Consider the following 20,581-nt stretch of genomic DNA (forward strand, 5'->3'; position numbering starts at 1 on the left):
GAGTAGTCGACGCGCTTGCCGAGCAGGTTCTGGCGGAACCGGCCCTGCTTGCCCTTGAGCATGTCGGAGATCGACTTGAGCGGGCGGTTGCCGGGGCCCGTGACCGGGCGGCCGCGGCGGCCGTTGTCGAACAGCGAGTCCACGGCCTCCTGGAGCATCCGCTTCTCGTTGTTGACGATGATCTCCGGCGCGCCCAGGTCCAGGAGCCGCTTGAGGCGGTTGTTCCGGTTGATGACGCGGCGGTACAGGTCGTTCAGGTCGGACGTGGCGAACCGGCCGCCGTCGAGCTGCACCATCGGGCGCAGGTCCGGCGGGATGACCGGGACGGCATCCAGCACCATGCCGGTCGGCGAGTTCGTCGTGGTGAGGAACGCGTTGACGACCTTGAGGCGCTTGAGCGCGCGGGTCTTCTTCTGGCCCTTGCCGGTCCGGATGATCTCGCGCAGGTTCTCGGCCTCGGCGTCCAGGTCGAACGCCTCGAGGCGCTTCTGGATCGCCGCGGCGCCCATCGAGCCCTCGAAGTAGTTGCCGTAGCGGTCCTGCAGCTGGCGGTAGAGCAGCTCGTCGCCCTCGAGGTCGGCGACCTTGAGGTTCTTGAACTTGTCCCAGATGGTGTCCAGGCGCTCGATCTCGGCGTCCGCGCGCTTGCGGATCTGCGCCATCTCGCGCTCGGCCGAGTCGCGGACCTTGCGGCGCGCGTCGGCCTTGGCACCCTCGGCCTCGAGCTCGGCCAGGTCGGCCTCGAGCTTGGCGGCGCGGGTGTTGATGTCGTTGTCGCGGCGGTCCGCGATCTCCTTGCGCTCCAGGTCGATCTCGTTCTGGAGGTTCGGGAGGTCCTCCTGGCGGCCGTCGGTGTCGACCCACGTGATCATGTACGCCGCGAAGTAGATGACCTTCTCGAGGTCCTTCGGGGCGAGGTCGAGCAGGTAGCCGAGGCGCGAGGGCACGCCCTTGAAGAACCAGATGTGCGTGACGGGCGCGGCCAGCTCGATGTGGCCCATGCGCTCACGACGCACCTTGGAACGGGTCACCTCGACGCCGCAGCGCTCGCAGATGATGCCCTTGAAGCGCACGCGCTTGTACTTGCCGCAGTAGCACTCCCAGTCCCGGGTGGGGCCGAAGATCTTCTCGCAGAAGAGCCCGTCCTTCTCCGGCTTCAGGGTGCGGTAGTTGATGGTCTCGGGCTTCTTGACCTCGCCGTGCGACCAGGTCCGGATGTCGTCGGCCGTGGCCAGGCCGATGCGCAGCTCGTCGAAGACGTTGACGTCGAGCAAGGGGTCCTACTTCCTTCGCATGCCGGTGCGCCTGGGGCGCCTCGTTCCGGCGGAATGGAGATGCTGCAAGGGGTGCGGGCGGCCCGCCGGCCCCGGTGAGGGGGCCGGCGGACGCTCGGCGTCAGATCTCGTCGACGGTGCTCGCGGCGTTCGGGCGGCGCGAGAGGTCGATGCCCAGCTCCTCGGCGGCGCGGTACACCTCGTCGTCGTTCTCCCGCATGTCGATGGACACGCCGTCGGAGGACAGCACCTCCACGTTCAGGCAGAGGGACTGCATCTCCTTGAGGAGCACCTTGAAGGACTCCGGGATGCCCGAGTCGGGGATGTTCTCGCCCTTGACGATGGCCTCGTACACCTTCACGCGGCCCGGGATGTCGTCCGACTTGATGGTCAGGAGCTCCTGCAGCGTGTAGGCCGCGCCGTACGCCTCGAGGGCCCACACCTCCATCTCGCCGAACCGCTGGCCGCCGAACTGCGCCTTACCACCCAGCGGCTGCTGCGTGATCATCGAGTACGGGCCGGTGTACCGGGCGTGGATCTTGTCGTCCACGAGGTGGTGCAGCTTGAGGATGTACATGTAGCCGACGGCCACCGGGTCCGGGAACGGCTCGCCGGAGCGGCCGTCGAACAGGCGGGCCTTGCCGTCCACGCCGACCATGCGCTCGCCGTCGCGGTTCGGCAGGGTCGAGCCGAGCAGACCGGTCAGGGTCTCCTCCGGCACGCCGTCGAACACCGGCGTCGCGACCGGCACGCCGGGCGTCGACGACTTCGCGATGTCCGGGACCTGGTCGACCCAGGACAGGTCGCCCTCGGCCAGCTCGACGTTCCAGCCCTGCTTGGCGATCCACCCGAGGTGGACCTCCAGCACCTGGCCGACGTTCATGCGCCCGGGGACACCCATCGGGTTCAGGACGATGTCCACCGCGGTGCCGTCCGGGAGGAACGGCATGTCCTCGACGGGCAGGATCTTCGAGATGACGCCCTTGTTGCCGTGGCGGCCGGCGAGCTTGTCGCCGTCCGTGATCTTGCGGCGCTGGGCGATGTACACCCGGACGAGCTCGTTCACGCCGGCGGGCAGCTCGTCGCCGTCCTCGCGGTTGAACGTGCGCACCTCGATGACCGTGCCGGACTCGCCGTGCGGCACCTTGAGGGACGTGTCGCGGACCTCGCGGGCCTTCTCGCCGAAGATCGCGCGCAGCAGGCGCTCCTCCGGGGTCAGCTCGGTCTCGCCCTTCGGGGTGACCTTGCCGACCAGCACGTCGCCCGCGGAGACCTCGGCGCCGATGCGGATGATGCCGCGCTCGTCCAGGTCCGCCAGCACGTCCTCGGAGACGTTCGGGATGTCCCGCGTGATCTCCTCGGGGCCGAGCTTGGTGTCGCGGGCGTCGACCTCGTGCTCCTCGATGTGGATCGAGGACAGGACGTCGTCCTGCACGAGGCGCTGCGACAGGATGATCGCGTCCTCGTAGTTGTGGCCCTCCCACGACATGAACGCGACCAGCAGGTTGCGGCCGAGGGACAGCTCGCCCTCGTCCGTCGCCGGGCCGTCGGCCAGCACGGAGCCGACCTCGACGCGGGCGCCCTGGTCGACCAGCACGCGCTGGTTGTAGGACGTGCCCTGGTTCGAGCGGCGGAACTTCGCCACGCGGTAGGTGCTCGTCGTCGCGTCGTCGTTGGCGACGGTGATCAGGTCCGCCGACACCTCGGTGACCACACCGGGCTTGGAGGCCACGATGACGTCGCCGGCGTCGACCGCCGCGCGCCACTCCATGCCGGTGCCGACCAGCGGCGCCTCGGAGCGGACCAGCGGCACGGCCTGGCGCTGCATGTTCGCGCCCATGAGCGCGCGGTTGGCGTCGTCGTGCTCGAGGAACGGGATCAGGGCCGTCGCGACCGACACCATCTGGCGCGGCGAGACGTCCATGTAGTCGACCGTCTCGGCCGGGACGTCCTCGGTGTCGCCGCCCTTGACGCGGACCAGGACGGTGTCGTCGGCGAACTTGCCGTTCGCGTCGACGGCCGCGTTGGCCTGGGCGATGACGTAGCGGTCCTCGTCGTCGGCGGTGAGGTAGTGCACCTCGTCCGTCACGACGCCGAACTCGACCTTGCGGTACGGGGTCTCGACGAAGCCGAACGGGTTGATCCGCCCGAACGTCGCGAGCGAGCCGATGAGGCCGATGTTCGGGCCCTCGGGGGTCTCGATCGGGCACATGCGGCCGTAGTGCGACGGGTGGACGTCACGGACCTCCATGCCGGCGCGGTCGCGGGACAGGCCACCCGGGCCCAGCGCGGACAGGCGACGCTTGTGCGTCAGGCCGGCGAGCGGGTTGTTCTGGTCCATGAACTGCGACAGCTGCGACGTCCCGAAGAACTCCTTGATGGAGGCCACGACGGGGCGGATGTTGATCAGGGTCTGCGGCGTGATCGCCTCGACGTCCTGCGTCGTCATGCGCTCGCGCACGACGCGCTCCATCCGGGACAGGCCGGTGCGGACCTGGTTCTGGATGAGCTCGCCCACGGCGCGGATGCGGCGGTTGCCGAAGTGGTCGATGTCGTCGGTCTCGACGCGGACCTCGATCGCCTCGCCGTTGCGCGTGCCCGGCAGGGTCGCGACGTCGGCGTGCAGCGCGGCCATGTACTTGATCGCCGCGACGATGTCGTCGCGCGACAGCACGGAGTCCGCGAGCGGGACGTCGATGCCGAGCTTCTTGTTCAGCTTGTAGCGGCCGACCTTCGCGAGGTCGTAGCGCTTCGGGTTGAAGTAGAAGTTCTCGATCAGCGCGCGGCCGGCCTCGACGGTCGGCGGCTCGCCCGGGCGGATCTTGCGGTACAGGTCGAGCAGCGCCTCGTCCTGGGTCTGGACGTGGTCCTTCTCCAGGGTGTCGATGACGGCCGGGAACTGCGCGAACTCCTCGCGGATCTCCGACTCGGTCATGCCGAGCGCCTTGAGCAGCACGGTGGCGTTCTGCTTGCGCTTGCGGTCGACGCGGACGCCGACGTTGTCGCGCTTGTCGATCTCGAACTCCAGCCAGGCGCCGCGGCTCGGGATCATCTTGACCGAGAAGATGTCCTTGTCGGACGTCTTGTCGGCGGCGCGCTCGAAGTACACGCCCGGGGAGCGGACGAGCTGCGAGACGACGACGCGCTCGGTGCCGTTGATGATGAAGGTGCCGCGCTCGCTCATGAGCGGGAAGTCGCCCATGAAGACCGTCTGGCTCTTGATCTCACCGGTGGTGTAGTTCACGAACTCCGCGGTGACGAACAGCGGCGCCGCGTAGGTGAAGTCCTTCTCCTTGCACTCGTCGGCCGTGTACTTCGGCGGCTCGAAACGGTGCTCGCGGAACGACAGCGACATGGTGCCGCCGAAGTCCTCGATGGGGGAGATCTCCTCGAAGATCTCCTCCAGTCCAGCGGTCTCCGGGACGTCCTGCCGGCCGTTCTCGAGGGCGGCGGCGACGCGGGCCTGCCACTTCTCGTTGCCGAGCAGCCAGTCGAAGCTCTCCGTCTGGAGCCCGAGGAGGTCCGGGACCTCGAGGGGCTCGTCGATCCGGGCGAACGAGACGCGGCGGGAGATGGTGCGGTTCGCGATGGCTTCGGACGTTGCGGAGGAGGTGCGCGAGGCAGCCAAGAGGGGTCCTTCCCAGCAGATCGAGTTCCCTGCGACGGGCCCGGCGGTTCGCGACCCCCCGGCCACAGGCCCTGCGGGCATCGCGTACTACGATGCCGTCGGGCGCGGGTTATACGGGGTCGCGGGCACAGGCCAGCGCAAAGCGCTAGCGTAGTACAGACCTGGCGCCATGTCCACACGCCGTGGTATGGGGCGTGCGCCACACCTGGTCGCGGGCCCGGGCCGGCCGGACCGGAGCACGCCGTCGTGCCTCCGGACGTCCCCAACGCCCGCTCCCCCGCGCGCATTCCGCGCCGCGCTCCGGCGCGGCTCGGCGCCGCTCCGGCGCGCCCGGGCACGACGCAGGCCCGCACCCCCGAGGGGGTGCGGGCCTGCGTGCGAGGCGACCCGGGTCTCAGCGCGCGGGCGCGCCGGACCCGGAGCGGGTCACTTGAGGGTGACGGTGGCGCCGGCGCCCTCGAGGGCGGCCTTGGCCTTGTCCGCGGTCTCCTTGTTGACGTTCTCCAGGACCGGCTTCGGGGCGCCGTCCACGAGGTCCTTGGCCTCCTTCAGACCGAGCGAGGTGAGGCCGCGCACCTCCTTGATGACCTGGATCTTCTTGTCGCCGGCGGCCTCGAGGATGACGTCGAACTCGTCCTTCTCCTCCTCGGCGGCGGCCTCGCCACCGGCACCGCCGGCGGCGGGGGCGACGGCCACGGCGGCCGGGGCCGCAGCGGTGACCTCGAAGACGTCCTCGAACGCCTTCACGAACTCGGAGAGCTCGATGAGGGTGAGGCCCTTGAACTGCTCGATGAGCTCGTCGGTGGTGAGCTTCGCCATGATGGCGGTTCCTTCCGTTCGGTCCTCGCCGGTCAGGTCGACCGTGCGGGGCAGTGTGGGGAGCGCGTGAGCCGGGACGGCTCAGGCAGCGGTGTCGGCGGTCTCCTGCTGGACGCGGAGCGCCTCGACGGTGCGCACGGCCTTCGAGGCGGGCGCGGTGAAGAGGTAAGCCGTCTGGAACAGCTTGGCCTTCATCGCACCGGCCGCCTTGGCCAGCAGGACCTCGCGGGACTCGAGGTCCGCGAGCTTGGTGACGTCCGCAGCGGTCAGGGCGCGCCCGTCGAGGACACCGCCCTTGATGACCAGTGCGGGGTTCGCCTTGGCGAAGTCACGCAGACCCTTGGCGGCCTCGACCGGGTCACCGGTGACGAAGGCGATGGCGGACGGGCCCTTGAGCTCGTCGGCGATCCCCTCGATGCCGGCTTCCTTGGCCGCGATCGCGGTCAGCGTGTTCTTCACCACGGCGTAGTTCGCGTTGCCGCTCAGCGACCGTCGCAGCTGCTTGAGCTGCGCGACGGTGAGCCCGCGGTACTCGGTCAGCACGGCAGCGTTCGAGTCGCGGAACTGGTCCGTGAGCTCGGCGACTGCGGCTGCCTTGTCCGGCCTCGCCATGGCAATCCTTCCGATGGTGGTGCCGCCGGGCGTCGTCCTCGGCCCCGGCGACGAGAAGAGCCCCGGCGCAGGCGCCGGGGCTCGCAGTCGACGCGCTCGCACGCATCACCATCGAACATCGATCACCTGCGCGGGCCTCCGCGTGAGCGGGACTTCGGGCGGCTCTCGCGCGCACCCCACGGAGGCGGGGAGAGCACGGGGGCCGACGACCTGCGGTCTTGGGCAGCGACCAGAGTACGGCACGCGCGCCGGAGATCCCAAATCGCCGGCCCCACCGGGTCGGGCACCCCGCGATCCCCCACGTCGCGCGGGAGCCCCCCGGTCCCGGACGGGGGGCTCGCGCGGATCAGGAGGGCTCGCGGGCCCCCGGCAGGTGCGCCGCGAGGAGCTCCGCGAGGTGCACGCCCCGGACGTCCGCGAGCTGGTCGGCCTGGGTGCGGCACGAGTAGCCGTCCGCCAGGAACACGTCCCCCGGCGCCGCGGCGCGCAGCGCCGGCAGCAGCGCGCGCTCGGCCACCTGGACCGACACGTCGTAGTGCCCCGCCTCCATGCCGAAGTTGCCCGCGAGCCCGCAGCACCCCGCGAGCTCCGAGAACGAGGCACCGGCGTCGGTGAGCAGCGCGTGGTCGGGGGTGAACGTCATGACGCTGTGGTGGTGGCAGTGCGGCTGCACGACCGCGGTGACGTCGGACAGGTCGGGCAGCTGCCACCGGTCCCCCGGGCCGATCGGCGCGGGCGCGGTCAGCAGCTCGGCGAGCGTCCGGGTGGCCCGGGCCACCGCGACGGCGCGCGGGTCGTCGGGCAGCAGGTCGAGCAGGTCGGAGCGCAGCACGGCGGTGCAGGACGGCTCCAGGCCGACGATCGGCACCCCGTTCACCGCGTACGGCCCGAGCACCTCGAGCAGGTGGGTCAGCCGCTTGCGCGCGCCGTCCAGCTGGCCCGTCGAGATCCAGGTGAGCCCGCAGCACGCGTCGTGCTCGGGGACCAGGACCTCGTAGCCCGCGGCGCGCAGCACCTTCACCGCCGCGACGGGCACCGACGGCGCGAGGCTGTCGCTGAACGAGTCGGTCCACAGCAGCACCGGCGGGCGGCCGGAGGTGCCGGTGACGGACAGCGCACCGGCGCCCTGGGACGTCGGTGCGGCGCCCGGGCGCGCGTCGACCTCGCCGCGGCGCACGCGCGCGCGGAACGGGGACGGCGCGAACGACACCATCTTCCGCCGGGTGTCCATGCCGCCGAGCTTCAGCACGACCTTCGCGAGCGGCCGGACCGACAGCGCCGCGTTCGCCAGCCGCGCGAGCCCCGGCACGCCGGTGACGAGCCGGGTCCACCGCGGCAGCCAGCCGAGCGCGTAGTGGTTCACCGGGCGCAGCCGGCCGCGGTAGGTGCGGTGCAGCACCTCCGCCTTGTACTGCGCCATGTCGACCCCGGCGGGGCAGTCGGAGGAGCAGGCCTTGCAGGACAGGCAGAGGTCGAGGACGTCGTGCACCTCGGGCGAGGACCAGCCGCGGGACACCAGGCTCCCGTTGGCCATCTCCTGCAGCACGCGCGCGCGGCCGCGGGTGGAGTCCTTCTCGTCCCGCGTCGCCAGGTACGACGGGCACATGAACCCGCCCGCCGCCGACGTGTCCGCGCGGCACTTGCCGACGCCGACGCACCGGTGCACGGCGGTGGTGAAGTCGCCGTGGTCGTGCCCGAACGCGAACCCGCCGTGCCCCGCGGGGATCGGCTTCGCGTGCGGGCGGCGCAGGTCGGCGTCGAGCGGCCGCGGCCGGACCAGCACGCCGGGGTTGAGCAGGTCGTCGGGGTCGAGCAGGGCCTTGAAGCCCTCGAACGCCGCGATGGCCTGCTCCGAGTACATGACCGGCAGCAGCTCGGACCGGGCGCGCCCGTCGCCGTGCTCGCCGGACAGCGACCCGCCGTGCGACGCCACGAGGTGCGCGGCGTCGGTCATGAACGCCCGCATCGGGTCGCCGGACCGCTCCATGGGGACGTCGAGCCGCAGGTGCACGCAGCCGTCGCCGAAGTGCCCGTACGCCAGGCCGTCGACGCCGTGCCGGGCCATCAGCGCCTCGAGCTCGCGCAGGTACGCGCCGAGCCGCTCGGGCGGGACGGCGGAGTCCTCGAACCCCGGCCAGGCCTGCTCGCCCGACGGCGTCCGGCCGCCGAGGCCCGCGCCGTCCTCGCGGATGCGCCACATCGCGGCGGCCTCGGGACCGGGCGGGAACACGCCGACCGCACGGGTGCCGGCGTCGGCGGCCAGGGCGTGCGCGCGCTCCAGCGCCTCGTCCAGGGTGTCGCCGCCGACCTCGCACATCATCCAGCCGGCACCCTCGGGCAGCGGCGGGACGGCGGCGGCGCCCTTGACCCGGCGCACGACGTCGACCAGCCGGGCGTCCATGCCCTCGATGGCCAGCGGCCGGTGCGCCAGCAGGGCCGGGACGGCGTCGGCGGCGGTGGCCATGTCCGGGTAGCCGAGCACGACGAGCACCGGCGCGGCGGCGACCGGCACCAGGCGCACGGTCGCGCCGAGCAGCGTGACGACGGTGCCCTCGGTGCCGACGAGCGCCTTGGCCAGGTCGGCGCCGTTCTCCGGCAGCAGGTGCTCCAGCGAGTAGCCGGACACCTGCCGGCCGAACCGGCCCAGCTCGGTGCGGAGGGTCGCCATCTCGGCGCGGACCAGCGCGTCCAGGCCCGCGACCGGGTCGAGGCCCTGCGCCGCGGTGAACCGGCGGCCCCGCCCGTCGACGACGTCGAGCTCCAGCACGTTGTCCGCGGTGCGGCCGTAGGCGACGGCGCGCGGCCCGCAGGCGTTGTTGCCGATCATCCCGCCGAGGGTGGCCCGGGCCTGGGTCGACGGGTCCGGGCCGAACCGCAGGCCGTGCGGCGCGGCGGCCTTCTGGAGCATCGCCATGACGACGCCGGGCTCGACGCGCGCGGTGCGGGCCTCCGGGTCGACGTCGAGCACCCGGTTCACGTGCCGCGACCAGTCGAGGACGACGCCGGTGCCGACCGCGTTGCCGGCCACGGACGTGCCGCCGCCGCGCGACGTCACCGGGGCGCCGAGGCCGCGGGCCACGTCGAGCGCGGCGAGCGCGTCGTCCACGTCGCGCGGGAACACGACGACCGACGGCACGACGCGGTAGTTCGACGCGTCGGTGGAGTACTCGGCGCGGCGGCGGGCGGAGTCGTCCACCGCTCCCCCGACGGCGGCGCGCAGCGCGCGGACGAGCTCGGCGGCGTCGGGGCCCTGCGGCGTGCGGGGGTCGGCGCCCGGGGGGAGGGACGTGGCGGTCGGCACGCGGTCAGTGTTCCACCCGGCCGGGCGGTGGGTGGCGCGCCGTCCGAGCCCCGGGACGCCCGCACCCGGACCCCGGGCGCGCCGACGCCCCCGCGGCCCGGGTGCGGGCGGCGGGGGCGTCGGCGGGGGCGCCGGCGCCTCAGGACTCCAGCGCGGCGTCCAGCGTGATCTCGGTACCGGTGAGCGCCTTGCTGACCGGGCAGGTCTCCTTGGCGTTCTGCGCCGCGGCGAGGAAGCCCGCCTCGTCGAGGCCGGAGACCTCGCCGCGCACGGTCAGCGCGATCCCGCTGATCCGGAAGCCGCCGGCGGGGTCCGGGCTGAGCGTCACGTCCGCGGTGACCTCGAGCGACTCGGGCGTGCCGCCCGCCTCGCCGAGCACGGCGGACAGCTGCATCGCGTAGCAGGACGAGTGCGCCGCCGCGATCAGCTCCTCGGGGCTGGTGGTGCCGCCGGCGTCGTCGGCCGCGCGCTTCGGGAACGACACGTCGTAGGTGCCGACCTTCGAGCTGGTGAGCTCCACCTGGCCGCCGCCCTCGTTGAGGGTGCCGTTCCAGGCGGTGCGTGCGGTGCGAGTGGGCATGTCGAGGCTCCTCACGAGTGGTGGCTCGGCGGCCGGTCGGCCGCCGCGCTGCTCACGGTAGGTCGCCCGGACCGCCGACGCACCCCGCGTCCGGCCGCGCGCACGGGTCGCGCCGGGCCGGCGTCAGCCCACGTACTCCCAGTGCCACGGCTCGGGCTTCGAGCCGGTCGCGCGGGCCCAGTCCGGCAGCGTCCAGCCGTACTCCTCGGCGTGCGCCAGCATCCAGTCGTGCTGGTCGGTGCCGAACGAGTACGCGTTGCCGCCGAGGTCCACCGCGACGCCGCCGCCGTGGTTGGACGTGCCGGGGGTCGCGCAGAGGTTGCCCTTCTGCGCCCGGCACGCGACCTGCTGGCTGTAGGACCGGTAGGAGTCCGTGATCGCCAGCGGGGTGCCGAACGCCTGGGTGAACGCCACGTTCAGCTGCTCCAGCGCCTCCGCCGCGTCGCAGCGCAGCTCCTGGCCCGGGGCGAAGTCGAGCTCGCACAGCGCGGAGGAGGGGATCTTGCCGTTGGCGTACCCCTCGAGCGACGTCCGCTGGGCCTCCTTGCGGGCGGCCTCGGCGGCGGCGGCGGCCGCCGCGGCGGCCTCCTGCGTCTGCTGGGTCACGGTCTGCAGCTCGGCGGTCAGGGTCGCGACCCGGTCGCGCGCCGCGGCGAGGCGGGCGGCGGCGGGGTCGGCGTCCTCGGCGGGGTCGGCGGTGGCGTCGGCGGTCGCGGCGGCGTCCGTGGGCAGGGCCGACGGCGAGGCGGTGGCCGCCGCGTCGCCCGCGGCGGCGTCCTCGTCCGAGGTGGTCACGGCGCCGCCGGCCGCGGCGGCGTCGGCGAGCCCGGCGGCGCCGGCCTGCTCGACCGCGTCCGCGAGCGCGTCGCCGGACAGCACCGGCGCGGGCGCGGTGCCCGTGGCGGGCTGCAGCGCGCTCAGCGCCGGCTGCTCCGCCTGGGTCGCCGCGATCAGGGTGTCGAGCTCGGCGACCGCGGTGTCGAGCGCGGCGGTCGCGTCGGCGGGGACCGACGCGGCGATGGCGTCGGCCTTCGCGTTGCCGGCGGCCTGGACCGTGCTGGCGGCGGAGACGACGGCCGCGCCGCGCTCCTCGACGACCGCCGGGGAGAGGGTCTCGGCGGTGTCGGTCGCGCTCGGCGACGGGGCCGGCTCGGCGTCCGTGGTCGCGCCGGCGGCGCCGAGCGAGGCGCCGCCCACGGCGGCCGGGGCGATCGCGAACCCGCCGACGCCGAGGGCGAGGCCCACCGCGACGGCGCCCTGCGCCATGCGCGCGGCGGAGCGGCGCGGGGGCCGGCGACGGCGGCGCTCGGCGCGGTTGGGCGCCTCGGCGGTGCGGTCGGCGGCGCTGGTGGCGGCCGCGGTCGCGAGCGGGACCCCGCGGGCCGGGGTGCGCACGGAGGCGCGGCCCTCGGCTCTGTGCGAGCCACGGGAGGCGGACGCGGGCGCGGTCCGGCGGCCGCCGGGGGCGGCGGCGCGGCGGCCCGCGGGGGCGGACGACCGGCGGGTGGGCAGCGCGGCGGACGCGGCCGGCTCGGCGGGCGCGGCCGGCTCGGCCTCCGGCCCGGCGGGGGCCGCGGCGCGGGGCGCCTCGACCACCGCGACCGGCGTCGCGGCGTCGGCCGGGCCGTCGTCGGCGGGACCCGCGGCACGTCGGCCGCGGGCCTGGCGGGTCGCGGCGACGGCCGGGGAGCCGGCGCCGGCGGGGGTGCCGCCGGCGGGGGCGGTGGGCTCGGAGGGGGTGCTGGTGTCGTGGAGGGAGGACGTCACGGGCGGGGGTGCTGCACCTTCGATCGGGGACGGGGCGGTCGACGCGCCGCGCTCCGCGGGGGCGGGCTGGCGTGCGTCGGTCCGGCCGGTGGGCGCGACCGCGCCCACCTCCCCGGGGAAGGCGGGCGTGCGTGTCGTCGCGGTGGCCGGTGCCGCAGGGTCGCGCTCGTCGCGCGGGGCTGCGTGCCTGCCGCGGGACGAGCTCCGCGCGGCGGGCATGCGTTCACTCACGGTCGACGAGGCTAGGCAGCGGACCTCGGGGTCCTTCAAGGGCCCGGCGACCGATCCGAGAAGATCCCGTGACGATCCGGCGGGCGATCTTCACGAGATCGTCACACGCCCCGGCCTCCGGCGACCCGCGACGGCCCGCTCGCGGGCGGGCCTCCCTGCCGTCGCCGCTGTGGCCCGGGTCACCCATGCTAGCGACGGCTGTGCAAGCGCTGAGCGGCCAATGTGTGGCGAAACCGTGACGAATCGCCCAGAAGTTTGTAGCGTGAGCCCGCAGTCACCGTCGGGCATGACGTCCAGTCACGCCGCGGTGCACGTCTGCCTCCTGCCCGACGAACGGAATCCCATGACGCGTCGCTCGCTCCGTGCCTCGTTGACCGTCCTGGCGCTGGCCGCCACCACCACGCTCGGGGGCACCGCCGCCTCCGCCGCGGGGCCCCGGCGCCGCGTCGCCGCCCCTCCGGCTCGACCCCGGCCTGGCCGCCGGCGCGGGCGACCCGATCGCGTCCGACGACGTGCTCGCCGGGACCGAGGGCAAGGTGTCCTCCGGCCTCGCCGACGCCGAGGGCACCGTGACCGCGTTCGTGCAGCTCGACGCGCCCTCGGGCCTCGACGTCGCCGAGGACGGCGGCGACGCGGCCGCGGTCCAGGCCGCCACCGCGCAGGTCGAGCAGGTCGCCGAGGCCGTCGTCCCCGCCGAGTCCGACCCCGCCGCCCGCACCGCCGCGGTCGTGCCCGAGCGGATCGCGACGCTGTCGAACCTGGTCGCGGGCACGCTCGTGACCGGCGACGCCGCGCAGGTCCGGGACCTGGCCGCCTCTGACGACGTCGTCGCGGTGTACCGGGTCACGACCAAGACCGCGGACAACTCCTCCACCGACGCGTTCACCCGCGCGCTGCAGGTCTGGCAGGACACCGGCCAGACCGGCGAGGGCGTCCGGATCGGCGTCATCGACACCGGCCTGGACTACACGCACGCCGACTTCGGCGGCCCCGGCACCGTCGAGGCCTACCAGCAGGCGTACGGCGAGGACGGCACGCAGCCGGTCCCCGAGGGCCTGTTCGACCCGGCCAAGTACCTGGGCGGCTACGACTTCGCCGGCCCGCTGTACGACGCGGACCCGAACTCCGAGCTGCCCGGCGCCACGCTGACGCCGACGCCGGACGACAACCCGATCGACAGCCTCTACACGTCGGACAACTCGGGCCACGGCACGCACGTCGCCGGCACGGCCGCCGGCTACGGCGTCCAGCCCGACGGCACCACGTTCACCGGCGACTACGGCACGCTGACCGACCTGTCCGACTGGGAGGTCGGCCCGGGCTCGGCGCCCGGCGCCGGGATCTACGCCCTCAAGGTGTTCGGTGACATCGGCGGGTCCACCGACCTCACCGGTCTCGCCCTCGACTGGGCGGCCGACCCGGACGGCGACGGCGACTTCGGCGACCACCTCGACGTGGTCAACCTGTCGCTCGGCGCCTCCGCCACCCCGTCCGACGACCCGGACAACCTGCTGATCGACCGGCTGTCCGACCTCGGCACCCTGGCGGTGCTGTCCGCGGGCAACTCCTCCGACATCACGGACGTCGGCGGCTCCCCGGGCTCCGCGGCCTCCGGCCTGACCGTCGCCAACTCCGTCGGCAGCCCGCAGACCTACGACGGCGTCGAGGTCACCGAGGCGCCCGACCCGGCCGCCGTGGGCACCTGGGCCGCGCAGAACTCCATCTCCTACGCGGGCACCGCGGACGTCACCGCCCCGGTCGTCTACCTCGGCGACGGCGTGGACGGCTGCACCCCGCTCACGGAGTACGCCGACCAGCTCGCCGGCACCATCGCCTACCTGTGGTGGGACGACGACGACGCCACCCGCGCGTGCGGCTCCGGCGCCCGGTGGAACGCGGCCGAGGCCGCCGGCGCGGTCGGCGTGCTGATCGGCACCGAGTCGACCGTGTTCTCCGCGGGCATCGCCGGCAACGCGACGATCCCGGGCGCGCAGCTCACCGCCTCGTCGACCGACGCGCTGCTGCCGTCGATCCAGGCCGGCGGCGTCGTCGCGCACCTCGGCCCGTCGCTCGCGGCGTCGGTGCAGTCCGACGAGATCGGCGACGCGCTCAACCCGGGCTCGTCCCGCGGGGCGCACGGCTCGCTCGGCATCATCAAGCCCGACGTGGCGGCGCCCGGCACGCTGATCTTCTCGGCGGCCTCCGGCACCGGCGCGGCGGCGCAGTCGCTGTCCGGCACCTCGATGTCCTCGCCGCACGTGGCCGGCATCGCGGCCCTGGTCCGCGCCACCCAGCCCGGCTGGACGCCCGCGCAGGTCAAGGCCGCGGTCATGAACACCGCGACGCACGACGTGTGGACCGGCGCGAACCAGTCCGGCACGGCGTACGGCCCGCAGCGGGTCGGCTCCGGCCGGGTCGACGCGCGCGCCGCGGTCGCGGACACCGTGCTCGCCTACGGCTCGGAGGACCCGGACCAGGTGTCCGTGACCTTCGGCGTCGTCGACGTGGGCGCCGAGACCGTCACGCTGAAGAAGACCGTCACGGTGCAGAACACCGGCACCGAGGCCGTCACCTACGGCACGGCGTTCGCCGCGGCCACCACCACCGGCGGCGCGACGATCACCACGTCGCCCGCGACGCTGACGGTCCCGGCCGGCCAGCAGGGGCTGGTCACGCTGACGCTGACCGCCGACCCGGCGACGCTCGAGCGGGAGATCGACCCGACGCAGGCGACCACCCAGGGCGGCGTGCCGCGCGAGTACGTGGCGTCGCTGTCCGGCCGCCTCGTGCTCACCTCGGGCGACGCCGAGCTCCGGGTGCCGGTGCAGGCCGCCCCGCGGCTGGTCTCCGAGCTCACGGCCGACCCGGTGTCGTTCGCGGACGCCGGCGCCGGCACCGCCGCGCTGACCCTCTCGGGCCGGGGCGTCGACTCCGGCGGCTGGACCTCGCTGGTCGCGCCGCTCACCCTCGGGGCCACCAGCCCGAAGCTCGAGGACGTGCCCGGCTTCGTCACCTCGGACTCCGCGGTGGCGTCGGGCGACCTGCGCTGGGTCGGCTGGACCTCCACCGCGCCGCAGCAGGCGGCGGCGGGCGGCGACCCGGCCGACGGCTACCTCGGCGTCGGCATCGCGGTCGACGGCGACTGGGCCACGCTCGGCCAGGCCGTGCTCCCGGTCGTCGACTGGGACGTCGACCACGACGGCACCCCCGAGGCCCAGACGGTCGTGCAGAAGCTCAGCGACGCCGCCGACGTCACCGTCGCCGCGACCTTCGACTACGACACCGGCGAGGTGCTCGACGTCCAGGGCGTGAACGGCGCGTTCGGCGACGTGGACACCACGGTGTTCGACAACTCGGTGCTGGTCGCGCCGGTCGGGATCGGCGCGCTCGGCCTCGAGCCCGGCGCCACCCCGGCCGTCACCGTGTGGACCACCTCCGACTACGCGGCCGACCCGAGCGGCCGGGTCGACGCGGCCGAGCCGTTCACCGTCGACCCGTTCGACCCGCCGTACTGGTTCGACGGCGGCGTGACCGACGCGCTGTGGTTCGCGGCGTCCGACGCCACCGGGCTCACGGTGCACCGGTCGGCCACCACGGCCGCCCCCGCGGACCAGCTGCTGGTCCTGCACAGCCACAACGCCGACCCGACGACCCGCGCCCAGGTGCTCGACGTCGCGGTGCCGGAGGCCGTGGCGACGACCACCACGCTGAAGGTCACCGGCCCCGCGAAGGTGGGCAAGGACCTGACGCTCACCGCCACCGTGGCCCCGGCCGAGGCGACCGGCACGGTGTCCTTCCGCGCGGACGGCACCGAGGTCGCGACCGCCGCCGTCTCGGGCGGCACGGCCACCGCGACCGTCCGGCTCGGCGGCGGGCCGCACGCGCTGACGGCGGTGTTCACGCCGGACACCGCGGCGTTCGCGGCGTCGGAGTCGGCACCGGTCCAGGTCGACGTGCAGAAGGCCGGCTCCACCACGAAGGTCACGCTCTCGCAGAGCTCGGGCCGGTACGGCTCCGAGGTCAGCGCGACGGTGACCGTCACCGGCCAGGACGCCGTCCCGGCCGGCACGGTCGAGATCCGCGAGCGCGGCACCGTCCTCGCGACCGGCGAGCTCACGCCCGGCGACGGGAACCAGGCGACCGCCACGATCGCCCTGCCCCGCGACCTGAAGTCCGGGTCGCACACCCTCACCGCGGTGTACACGGGCGGGGCGGACGTCGACGGCTCGCAGACCCAGCGCTCCTACCGGGTGCTGGCGACGATCCCGTCGATCTCCCTCGACACCCCGTCCTGGACGGTGTCCCGCGGCGCCACGCCCGCGGTCACCGTCACGGTCGCGGGCCCCGAGGGCGCGCCGGTCGCCGGCGGCAGGGTGACGGTCCTGGCGGGCATCCGGCCCGTCGCGACCGTCGCGCTGACCGACGGGTCGGCGACGGTGACCCTGCCGGCGGTCAGCCGGACCACCACGGTCACGGCGCTGTACACCGGCGACGGCGGCTACACCCCGACGCTCACGATCGGGGTGCTGCAGGTGCGCTGAGACGCGCCCGCCGCGCGCGGGCCGCGGTGCCCCCTCATCCGGGGCACGGGACGGCACGGGCGCGGCGGGTCGGCGCGCGGGGCGCGCGGCGGTGGCGTGGACGCGGGGGTCGTCCGCTCCCTGGGGCGCCGCCGCCCGGCGCGGGAGGGCGGTGCGGACGGGCCGGGGTGATCCAGGACCGGCCGCACCGCAGGGGGGGTCACCGGGGGGCGGTGACCCCCCTCTCGCGCGTCCGGTGCGCGGTCACGGGCGGGCGCCGCGCCGTGCCGAGTGCCTAGGGAACGGGTCGAGTGCCTATCCGGCGGATAGGCACTCGACCCGTTCGATGTGCGCTCGAGGCGCGGGCCGGGCGGCGGCGCGCGGCCGGAGCACGCCGCCGCGCGTCAGCGGTTGGCGAGCGCCGTCAGGACCCGGCGGACGCTCGACTCCAGCCCCCAGCGGGCCGTGAGGTCGACCAGGGCCGCGCCGTCGACCGGCTCCCGCGGCAGCGCGAACGCGTCCGGGCCCGCCGGTTCCCGGCCGTCCGCCAGCCGCACCGGCGCGTCCCCGGCCACCCGCACCACCCCGGGCGCGACCGCGAGGTAGTCGTCGGCGTCGACCAGCCGCTTGCGCTGCGTCGCCGTGAGCCCGCGGTCGCCGGCGTCGCGCGCGGCGAGCAGGCCCGGCAGGTCGTCGTACTTCGCGAGCATCGCCGCGGCGGTCTTCTCCCCGATGCCGGCCACGCCGGGCAGCCCGTCGCTCGGGTCACCGCGCAGCACCGCCATGTCGGCGTACGCGCTGCCCGACGCCACGGCGTACTTCTCGCGCAGCCGCGCGGCGTCGACGACCTCGATGTCCTTGATCCCGCGGATCGTGTAGAGCACCCGCACGGGCACCTCGTCGTCGACCAGCTGGAACAGGTCCCGGTCGCCGGTGACGACGAGCACCGGCGACCGCTCCCCCGCCGGCCGCGCGACCTCGCGCGCGGTGAGCGTGCCGATGACGTCGTCCGCCTCGTAGCCCGCGGCGCCGGCGCGCGCGATGCCCAGCGCGGCCAGCACCTCGGCGATCACCGGGACCTGCGGCGCGAGGGCGTCCGGCACCTCCTCCGCGACCGCCACGCCGTCCGACGACGCGGCCGCCGCGGCCTCGGCCCCGCCGACCGCCCGGTGCGCCTTGTACGACGGGATGGCCGCGACCCGGAACGCCGGGCGCCAGTCCTCGTCCCAGCACGCGACGAGCCGGTCGGGCCGGTGGTCGGTGACCAGCCGGGCGATCATGTCCAGCAGGCCGCGCACCGCGTTCACGGGGCTGCCGTCCGGGGCCTTCACCGAGTCCGGCACCCCGTAGAACGCCCGGAAGTACAGGGACGCGGAGTCGAGCAGCATCAGCGCGTGACGGTCGGCCATGCCCCGAGTGTGGCAGGCGGGGCGCCGCCGCGACGCCCGCCCGCGTCAGCGGGACGGGAACACGTCGCCCAGCCACGCGCCGAGCCGGGTGAGCGCCTCGCGGGCGCCGAGCGTCGGGAGGTCGGCCGCCGCAGCCCGGGCGAGGTCGTCCCGCCCCGCGGCGGCGAGCAGGTCCGGGACGTCGACGCCGTTCAGCCGGGCCTCGGTCACGCGCGCGTCGCCCCCGGTGGTCACGACGACGTACAGGTCGGTGCACGACCCGGGGTCCGGGCTGTCCTCCGCGACCGCCGTGAACGGGTACCGCGCCAGGAGCCGACGGGCGTCGGCGCAGTGGATCGACGACACCCCGCCGGGCTCGCTGCCGACCTGGGCGGCGGCGAAGCCCGCGCCCGTGAGCGGGCCGTCAAGAGCCCCCCGCAGGTGGGCGACGATCTCGGCGTCCGAGGCAACGTCCATGGGCCGAGTGTGGCACCCCGCACCGCGGCGGCCGCGCGGCGTCAGGCCGAGGCCCGCTCCACCAGCGACGTCGGCAGCGTGATCCGGGCCGGCTCCGCCCCCTCGACGACCTCGAGCAGCAGCCGCACCATCTCGGACGCGATCCGCTCGAACGGCTGCCGCATCGTGGTCAGCCCCGGCTCCAGCGTGGCGGCGAGCCCCGAGTCGTCGAAGCCGCCGACCGCGACGTCCCCGGGCACGGACCGGCCCGCCTCGCGCAGCGCCACCAGCGCGCCCGCGGCCATGAGGTCGGAGGCCACGAACACGGCGTCCAGGTCCGGGCGCCGGTCCAGCAGCTCCCGCATCGCCGCCTGGCCGGACGCGCGCGAGTAGTCGCCGTGCGCGACGAGCGCCTCGTCGTACGCGTCGCCCACCGCGGAGCGGTACCCCGCGAGCCGCCGGAACCCGCCCGGGGTGTCCATCGGCCCGGTGATCGTGGCGACCCGGGTCCGGCCGCGGGACAGCAGGTGCTCGGTCATCCGCCGCGCCCCGCCGGCGTCGTCCGCGGACACCCAGCCGATCCGGTCCTCGTACCCCAGCGGCTCGCCGCAGGCGATCGTCGGGACGCCCTGGCGCAGCAGCTCGCCGACGACGGGGTTGCCCCGGTGCGACGAGATGAGCAGCACGCCGTCGACGTGCCCGGCGGCGACGTAGTCGGTGATCCGCCGCCGCTCCTGCTGGCTGCCGGCGACCATGAGCAGCAGCGGCATCTCCCGCGCGGCCAGCGCCTCGGCGGCCGCGCGGAGCAGGATCGAGAACGTCGGGTCCTCGAACAGCAGGTGCTGCGGCTCGGTCAGCAGGAACGCCACCGAGTTCGCGCGGCCCGTGACGAGGCTCCGCGCGTGCTGGTTCGCGGAGTACCCGGTGGACCGGATCGCCTCCTGCACCGCCGCGAGCGCCTCGGGCGACACCCAGTGCCCGCCGTTGAGCACCCGGGAGACGGTCCCGCGGGAGACGCCGGCAGCCGCGGCGACGTCGCGGATCGTCGGGCGGCGGCGCGCGGTCGTGTCCACGACCCCAGACCTTACGGCCACGTCAGCCCTTCACGGAGCCCGCGGACAGGCCGCCGACGATGTACCGCTGCAGGGACAGGAACAGGGCGAGCACCGGGATCGAGCCGACGACGGCGCCGGCCGCGAACAGCCCCCACCGCGAGGTCAGCTGGTTGGACACCCACTGGTACATGCCGACCGCGAGCGTCCAGTTCTCCTCGCTCGTCAGCACGATGCGCGCCAGGATGAAGTCGCCGAACGCGGAGATGAACGCCAGCAGCGCCACGACGGCGAGGATCGGCGTCACGAGCGGCATGATCAGCCGCCAGTAGATCTGCGAGTGCGTGGCCCCGTCGATGCGCGCGGCCTCGTCGATCTCCCGCGGCACGGAGTTGAAGAACCCGTACATCAGGAACGTGTTGGCCCCGAGCGCGCCGCCCAGGTACACGCAGATCAGCGCGATCCGCGAGTTCACGCCCAGCGCCGGGATCACGTTGCCCAGCGAGATGAGCAGCAGGAACACGGCGACGAACGCGACGGTCTGCGGGAACATCTGGATGATGAGCAGCGAGGTGAGCGACGCGCGCCGCCCCTGGAACCGGAACCGGGAGAACGCGTAGGCCGCCGCGGCGCCCATGAGCACCGCGCCGAACGACGCGACGCCGCCGATCAGCAGCGTGTTGCCCACCCACGTCCAGTAGAGGGTGTCGCCGAGGGCCAGGAAGTTGTCCAGGCCGATGGTGCGGAACAGCGAGCTGGACCCGGCGAGCGAGCCGGACGGGTCGAGCGCCGCGGACAGCGCGTACACCAGCGGGAACACCGCGTAGAACACGATGACGAGCCCGACCGGGTACTTCCAGCCGATCTCCGCCCACCACCGGGCGCGCCGGGCGCGGGTCGGGCGGCCGGGGGCCGGGGCGGCGGTCCGCTGCGCGGGGTTCGCGAGAGCCATC

Annotated in this window: 11 protein-coding genes and 1 pseudogene; 1 reads left to right on the forward strand and 11 read right to left on the reverse strand. The window is 74.6% G+C overall.

The features are described from left to right. The 7 genes and pseudogenes from VER05_RS08920 to VER05_RS08950 all read right to left on the reverse strand — a co-directional run. Nucleotides 1-1,274, reverse strand: a pseudogene (locus VER05_RS08920) (DNA-directed RNA polymerase subunit beta'); the annotation flags it as partial. A gap of 121 nt (nucleotides 1,275-1,395) precedes the next feature. Then, nucleotides 1,396-4,902, reverse strand: coding sequence for a DNA-directed RNA polymerase subunit beta (gene rpoB / locus VER05_RS08925; protein WP_324845014.1), 3,507 nt, complete (start codon nucleotides 4,900-4,902; stop codon nucleotides 1,396-1,398). Between the two features lie 426 nt (nucleotides 4,903-5,328). Continuing rightward, the gene (rplL, locus tag VER05_RS08930; protein WP_166939832.1) at nucleotides 5,329-5,721 is read right to left on the reverse strand and encodes a 50S ribosomal protein L7/L12; all 393 of its coding nucleotides are present in this window, start codon (nucleotides 5,719-5,721) and stop codon (nucleotides 5,329-5,331) included. A gap of 81 nt (nucleotides 5,722-5,802) precedes the next feature. Beyond that, nucleotides 5,803-6,333, reverse strand: a complete 531-nt coding sequence (gene rplJ, locus VER05_RS08935; protein WP_154728239.1) for a 50S ribosomal protein L10 — start codon at nucleotides 6,331-6,333, stop codon at nucleotides 5,803-5,805. A 346-nt stretch (nucleotides 6,334-6,679) separates the two neighbouring features. Continuing rightward, the gene (locus VER05_RS08940) at nucleotides 6,680-9,634 is read right to left on the reverse strand and encodes an FAD-binding and (Fe-S)-binding domain-containing protein (RefSeq protein ID WP_414647593.1); all 2,955 of its coding nucleotides are present in this window, start codon (nucleotides 9,632-9,634) and stop codon (nucleotides 6,680-6,682) included. Between the two features lie 139 nt (nucleotides 9,635-9,773). Beyond that, complete coding sequence (locus tag VER05_RS08945; RefSeq protein ID WP_324845015.1) at nucleotides 9,774-10,214, reverse strand: OsmC family protein; 441 nt, start codon at nucleotides 10,212-10,214, stop codon at nucleotides 9,774-9,776. Between the two features lie 123 nt (nucleotides 10,215-10,337). Further along, nucleotides 10,338-11,981, reverse strand: a complete 1,644-nt coding sequence (locus tag VER05_RS08950; protein ID WP_324845016.1) for a M15 family metallopeptidase — start codon at nucleotides 11,979-11,981, stop codon at nucleotides 10,338-10,340. A 743-nt stretch (nucleotides 11,982-12,724) separates the two neighbouring features. Here VER05_RS08950 and VER05_RS08955 point away from each other — a divergent pair. Next, a complete protein-coding gene (locus tag VER05_RS08955; protein WP_324845017.1) occupies nucleotides 12,725-16,753 on the forward strand; it encodes a S8 family serine peptidase in 4,029 nt (1,342 codons plus the stop codon). 383 nt (nucleotides 16,754-17,136) lie between these two features. Here the strand turns inward: VER05_RS08955 and VER05_RS08960 are convergent, their stop codons facing one another. From VER05_RS08960 to VER05_RS08975, 4 genes are read right to left on the reverse strand one after another with little or no spacing between them, the layout of a single operon-like run. Beyond that, a complete protein-coding gene (locus VER05_RS08960; protein ID WP_324845018.1) occupies nucleotides 17,137-18,141 on the reverse strand; it encodes a 5'-3' exonuclease in 1,005 nt (334 codons plus the stop codon). A gap of 45 nt (nucleotides 18,142-18,186) precedes the next feature. Next, complete coding sequence (locus VER05_RS08965; RefSeq protein WP_324845019.1) at nucleotides 18,187-18,597, reverse strand: hypothetical protein; 411 nt, start codon at nucleotides 18,595-18,597, stop codon at nucleotides 18,187-18,189. A 41-nt stretch (nucleotides 18,598-18,638) separates the two neighbouring features. Further along, on the reverse strand, nucleotides 18,639-19,649 hold the full coding sequence (locus tag VER05_RS08970; RefSeq protein WP_324845020.1) for a LacI family DNA-binding transcriptional regulator: 1,011 nt from the start codon (nucleotides 19,647-19,649) through the stop codon (nucleotides 18,639-18,641). 22 nt (nucleotides 19,650-19,671) lie between these two features. Beyond that, on the reverse strand, nucleotides 19,672-20,580 hold the full coding sequence (locus VER05_RS08975; RefSeq protein WP_324845021.1) for a sugar ABC transporter permease: 909 nt from the start codon (nucleotides 20,578-20,580) through the stop codon (nucleotides 19,672-19,674). Between the last annotated feature and the right edge of the window lies 1 nt (nucleotide 20,581).

Source organism: Cellulomonas sp. (assembly GCF_035634735.1).
Lineage (GTDB): Bacteria > Actinomycetota > Actinomycetes > Actinomycetales > Cellulomonadaceae > Cellulomonas.